Here is a 6,259-nt window from a genome sequence, read left to right as displayed (position 1 = left end):
ACTTCAGCCTATCATTGCATCCTCAATTTCTGGATCTTATTTAATCCACGTTCCTAAGTGTGTTGATTGGACATTTACTAAAATGGCAGTACCAATCTCAACGCCGTAGCCGTAGCTGGTTAGCAACACTCCGGATTCAACGCTTAGATATTGCTGAACTGCTCGAAGACAATCCTAGCCTCAAACCCTACCTTGAAGAAGCACTTCGCAAAGCCTACCTTAAAAGTGTCGAATTAGCTGTTGGAGAAACAGATTTGCCCAAGCGGGCTTTTCCGGTAGAGTGTCCTTACAGTTTATCAGAGATTGTGGACTATGATTTTTACCCCGGTGAACCAAGCAAGTTAGTGGATGAATCAGAGCAGTAAGTTGATGCTGAACACAGATAGATAAACTGTAGCGTCCCTACCGAGAGATGGAGCCACCTAGAACACCAGAACCTAATATACTCTGCAATCCAGCCGAGTATATTAGGTTCTGGTGCGGCGGATTCTCATACCACGCAACTTGCTAATCCGATTGCGATCGCACCACCAGAAACCAGCGAATTATTGGATATAGAATAGTGTGGGGAAAGTTGGGAGGTCTTTATATATAAAGAGCCATTACCTATCTTCCTGCGATCAAATGATTAAAGTTAAGGTAATTTGGTGAGCTAATTTTTAGCATCCGATCTGGACGGTCATGATTGCTCGTTGGGCGCTCAGTGCGTGTTTTTTGCTTGGAAATGCTAATTTCCCTAATGCTGACGAAACGATACATATAATCAGTGAGAAAATTTTGCTGCTTCCAAAATGACTGACCAATTTCTCGGCAATAGGCAACAAAACATTGCGCTCCTTTAAGTTGCTGAATGATTTCTGTTTCCGATCCTCCTTTACCTCCTTTCATTTCAATACAAAGGATAATCTTTTTGTTCTCAGTATCAGCAACAATGACAAAATCAGCACGCTTGCATTCACCAAACTTTCCTTTAAAGACTGTTTTTGGTGAGTTAAAAGCATCTGCCTTAATTACAATGACATTATCATCATCAGGCATTCCATTAATAGTGATGGAATAGTTGGCGGGCGGAGCCTCTGTGAGTGTGACCTGCATTTTGTTGTGCCGATTTTCTAATGCTACTATCGCGGTTTCCTTGATCATCTCTTTGAGGATAGCAATATCAGACATTACTCCTCACCCCAGACAATCGCTTCCTGAATCCGGTTCATAGTTTCAATAGTTTTATCAAAGCTGCGGGCTTCAATACCCAGTTCTGGATCTATGTCGGCTGATGTCAGAGTCTGGCATTTAGTTTTTCTCTTTTTGCCCTCTAGTATTATCGGTGCTTCTTCCGCGATATAGACTTTGATGTTTTCAGAAGAGATCAGTTCTCCTGCCCGATAACCTTCTTCTTCAGCAATTCGCTTGAGATGCGGTTTATCATGGTTAAGCATGATCAGCGTATTCAATTCTTTAATAATGTAATCACTGTGGGTGGTGATAAAAACTTTAATGCCCAGATTCACCAGTTGGGCAAATAGCCGTGCGACGCGGCGCTGGTTTTCGGGGTGTAGGTTCAGTTCAGGTTCATCCACCATCAGTAAATCACCAAGCTGGGCTTCGTGTCTCAGATAAAAGCCTATATCTAGTAGCGAACGCACGGCGCTAGAACTTTCATCCATAGAAAGTTTGATCCGTTTACCCTTTGGCTCATAATAAAGTTCATCATTACGGGTGACTGTGTATTTACCACCAATGATGTCGGCGAAATCAGCCAACACATTGGGATGGTTCTCTGCTATGAAACTGCTTTTTTGGAAAATTGTCTCCAGTTCCCGCGTAAAATCCACATTTTTTTCTACTGGAAGCGCATAATCCTGGTATACCTTAAATAGAAGCTCTCTTGGATTGATGTTTTTATCAGTCTGACCCATTTCTTCGAGCAAGCGATTGCGGGCGAAATTCAACTCTTTGCGAAAAATGGCAGCACCGGTTCGTTCTGCACTAGCGATGAAAGGGTTAGGAAGAAACTGATCAAAAATGATATCTTTTAGTGCGTCAGCAATTATACGCTCAAGGATATCGGGGGGGATTTTTACCTTCTCTTTCTCAACAAGCAGAGTTACAACTAATTCTGTGCTTTCTTCACTTTTGGTAATAGAGAAAAGTGATGCCTCGCCGGAGGCGATTTCCCGATTAAATCTGCCCGCTAAACTAATATTTTGGATGTCGAGACTTACCTGAAAGTCTGTTGTTTTAAATCGTTCTGCCCGTGCTGCAAAAATCTTTGGTAATTGCTGGGTATATGCCTGACAACCTTGAGCAACAATCTGCTCGGACTGTTTAATATATTCTTGTATATCAAGACGAATTACACCGTCCGCAAGTAGCTGCTTGATCTTATCGGTGTTGATTTGGATCGCAAACATTCGTCGCCAAGTAGACAAAAAGCCAAACAACGCATAAGTAGCGTAAGTCTTGCCTGTATTATTGCAGCCACAAATGATTGTCAGGTCGCCAAGTGTGAATTCGGCTTGCTTTAAAGCACCAAGATTTTTGACTTTAATTTTCATTGCCGTATTCTTTTAGCAATTATCCCCTACCCTTGAGTGATAACACTTTAGCATTAACCTTTAAATCATATCCCCACAGGGATTTAGAGGTCTAACTATTTACTCAGACGGAAACACTGATCAAACAATAGCCGCCTCTGGAATCGCACCCTGCATTCTCCCGAAAGCATCAATCAAATTCTGCAATTGTTGATCTGCTTTAAAAACTCCTAACCCGCGCACCGTCACTTTACCAGGAGAATAGACAAAGCGCGTTTTGAGATTGTCTGGTAAATTCGCCGCCAGTAAATTCCAAGCTGGTTCTTCCATTGGTGTTTCTAAAACGACGTGCTGCTTTTGTTCTGGTTTAATGCGGCTAAATCCGAGTTTTTTTGCTAGCTGTTTGAGTTCCATAACTCGCAAAAGTTGATTTGCAGGAACAGGTAAAGTACCATAGCGATCGCTCCACTCGGCTGCAATTAGCTTTAATTCTGATTTAGATTTGGCTGTAGCTACCGCCCGGTAAGCACTCATCTTTTGATCCAAATCGGTAATGTAATCTGCGGGGATAAATGCCGTCAGGTTAAGGTCAATCTGGGTATCCTCCACTTTCGGAATTTCTTGTCCTCGGATTTCCCGAATTGCTTCTTCTAGCATTTCCATATACAAATCAAAACCGATGGCGTCCATTTGACCAGATTGTTCTGCACCTAGCAAGTTACCCACACCTCTGATTTCCATATCGCGCATCGCTAGCTGATATCCAGAACCTAACTGAGTAAATTCCTGAATTGCTCTTAATCGTTGCCGTGCCGCGTCAGATAACGTCCGCTGTTTCGGATAAAATAACCAAGCGTGAGCTTGGATACCTGCACGTCCCACACGACCGCGTAATTGATACAACTGTGATAAACCAAAGCGGTGAGCATCTTCAATCAAAATGGTGTTGACTCGTGGAATATCCAAGCCAGATTCAATAATTGTCGTACAAACGAGGATGTCTGCGTCGCCATTGCTGAAAGTGAGCATGGTTGACTCTAACTCGCTTTCATCCATTTGACCGTGAGCGATCGCAAATCTAGCTCCCGGTATGACTTCTCGCAAATTGGCTGTTGTCTCTTCAATTCCGTCCACCCGTGGAACCACATAAAATACCTGTCCACCTCTGTCTAATTCTTGACGAATTGCAGTGCGGATACTTTCGGAATTAATCGGTGACAGATGAGTTTTTATAGGGCGTCTGGTTGGAGGTGGCGTGGTAATCAAACTCATTTCCCGAATTCCCGACAAGGACATATACAAAGTCCGGGGAATGGGAGTAGCTGAGAGGGTAAGCACGTCCACTTGAGTTTTCAGGCTTTTAATTTTCTCTTTTTGGTTCACCCCAAAGCGCTGTTCTTCATCTACTACCAATAGTCCTAAATCGCGGAATGTCACACCTTTACCTAAAAGTTGGTGCGTGCCAATTACTACATCTAATTCACCAGTTGCCAATCGCTTTTGAATATCACGGCGTTCTTCAGCAGACCGAAAACGGTTGAGCAAACCGACATTTACCGGGTACGGTGCAAAACGTTCTTTGAGTGTATGGTAGTGCTGCTGTGTTAAAATGGTCGTCGGCGCAAGGAGTGCCACTTGTTTACCGGCGGTGACTGCTTTAAAAACAGCACGAATCGCCACTTCCGTCTTCCCGAAACCGACATCGCCACAAACTAAGCGATCCATTGGGCGATCGCTTTCCATGTCTCGTTTCACATCTTGGACAGCTTTGAGTTGATCCGTTGTGGCTTGGTAGGGAAAAGAATCCTCCAGTTCTTCTTGCCAAGGCATATCACCTGGAAAGCTAAAACCTTGTTGTTGCGATCGCGCTGCATACAGTTTCAATAAGTCCACCGCCAGTTTCTTAATGGCTTTGCGGACTTTATTCTTGGTATTTTCCCAAGCTTTACCAGTCATCCGATTGAGTTCTGGTGCTTTATCCCCTGCGGCGCGGAACCGAGATAAAGCACCTACTTGATCGGCTGCAACTCTAAGTAACCCATCAGCATACTGCACCACCAAATAATCACGGGTTTCGTTATTAATTGTTAGGCTTTCTAGCTTGACAAATTTGCCAACACCATGATTTCTGTGAACTACATAATCGCCTGGACGCAGCTTATTGGGATCAACTTGCTTAGAAGTCGCTTTGTGGCGCTTGCGGATATAGCCGGGAGTCGCCAAGGAATGCTGCCCAAAAAATTCCCGATCTGTAACGATTACCAAGCGGTACGTAGGCAGGATAAAACCTTCTAGTTCCGCAAGCCCAGAATATTTTAGGGCTATGGGAATATGGTTAATTTGCAGCTTATCAATCGCTTGGTAGTCGCGGGGATTCGGGATAAACTGAGCCGGACAATCATGTTCTTGCAACAGCGAGACGGAACGCGAAGGTTGAGCAGAAAGCAGCCAAATCGAGAAATTGCGATCGCGTTCTTGGCGGATGGTTTCAGCTAGTTTAGCAAACTGGTGCGGCGTAGCTGGAACAGGACGACTGGCAAGATTTATCCCACTATTTTCTTCTGAAAGTTCCGATAAATATAATGTTTTAAACTTGGCAACATCAACCAGACACTCATCAAACGAACGGTGAATTTTCGGCAATGTTACGGGAGTAGACGTAGATTCTTCCCCATTCCCTATTCCCCATTCCCTATTCCCTATTCCCCATTGTTCTTGGGCATTTTCTACCCAGCGATCGCTATGAGCATGACACTGCTCTGGCTCATCAATGGCAATCAGGGTATTTTCTGCTAAGTAGTTTAGCAGAGATGCTGGTTGCTCGAACGCTAACCCCAAAAAGCGACGACTACCTTCAATCAGCGATGAGTGCTGAGTGCTGGGTGCTGAATTCAATTCTGACTCAGCACTCAGCACTCCAAACTCAGCACTATTTTTCAGTGCAGCCATGACGATGGGAGTAAAGCTAGTGGGGGTAAGAATTAACTGGTCAACTTTGTCGAGGGCAGAACGTTGGGTTGCGGGGTCAAATTCCCGTATTTGCTCAATTTCATCACCAAACCATTCCAATCGGACTGGAAACTCAGAGGAAACCGGGAACACATCAACAATATCGCCCCGCCGACTCCATTGCCCTTCCATTTCCACCAAAGGAACTCTTTCGTACCCCAAAATAGTTATCTTCTCACTGAAAGCATTCAAGTCTAATTCCATCCCCTTTTTCAGGGTAAGACAGAATTGCTCAAAAGCTTCTGGTGGAGGCAAATGAGGTTGCAGCGCCCCTTGAGTAGCCACAATTGCTAAATTTGTCCTTTGTCCCTTGTCCTTTGTCATTTGTTCTTGGTTTGTTTCTAATGACAACTGACTAATGACTAATGACTCTTGATTTTTGAGTAAATCTGCCAATACCTGCATTTGCCCCCAACTCATCTCAGTTTCCGGGTCAAAAGGTTCGTAGGGAGAAGCCTCGGAGGTGGGGTAAAAATGTACTGTTTGCCATCCCATTGCCTCCAGTTGTGCGTAAACGCGTCCAGCTTCTTCCAGAGTGGCGCAAACTACAAACAAATCCTTGCCCTGAGCCTGTGCTAATGCCGAAGCCACCAGAGATTTGGGCAGTCTGGGAATGCCATTTAACCGCAATTCTTGTTGTCGATTCAGCTTAGAAATAAATTCAGTAGTGAGCGACGATCGGCCTAAGGCACGCACAATAGAAGAAAATGACATAA

Annotated in this window: 4 protein-coding genes; 1 reads left to right on the top strand and 3 read right to left on the bottom strand. The window is 44.3% G+C overall.

Translation table 11 applies throughout. The annotated features are described in order from the left end of the window. Window positions 1-59 precede the first annotated feature (59 nt). Window positions 60-365, top strand: a complete 306-nt coding sequence (locus tag ABF638_RS25405) for a DUF29 domain-containing protein (RefSeq protein ID WP_435025689.1) — start codon at window positions 60-62, stop codon at window positions 363-365. A gap of 241 nt (window positions 366-606) precedes the next feature. Here ABF638_RS25405 and ABF638_RS25400 read toward each other — a convergent pair whose 3' ends face one another. From ABF638_RS25400 to mfd, 3 genes are all read right to left on the bottom strand, one after another. Next, window positions 607-1,170 carry a hypothetical protein gene (locus tag ABF638_RS25400; RefSeq protein ID WP_435025688.1) on the bottom strand — a complete coding sequence of 188 codons (564 nt, stop codon included), beginning with the start codon at window positions 1,168-1,170 and terminating at the stop codon, window positions 607-609. After that, on the bottom strand, window positions 1,170-2,555 hold the full coding sequence (locus ABF638_RS25395) for an AAA family ATPase (RefSeq protein ID WP_435025687.1): 1,386 nt from the start codon (window positions 2,553-2,555) through the stop codon (window positions 1,170-1,172). The genes ABF638_RS25400 and ABF638_RS25395 overlap by 1 nt, the downstream gene beginning before the upstream one ends. Before the next feature lie 120 nt (window positions 2,556-2,675). Further along, on the bottom strand, window positions 2,676-6,257 hold the full coding sequence (gene mfd / locus ABF638_RS25390) for a transcription-repair coupling factor (protein ID WP_435025686.1): 3,582 nt from the start codon (window positions 6,255-6,257) through the stop codon (window positions 2,676-2,678). Window positions 6,258-6,259 lie beyond the last annotated feature (2 nt).

Origin of the sequence: Nostoc sp. CALU 1950, from assembly GCF_051172895.1 — a bacterium.
GTDB classification, from domain to species: domain Bacteria; phylum Cyanobacteriota; class Cyanobacteriia; order Cyanobacteriales; family Nostocaceae; genus Nostoc; species Nostoc edaphicum_A.
Note: the sequence above shows the minus strand (reverse complement) of the source record. Positions and strands in the feature narration are given on the sequence as shown.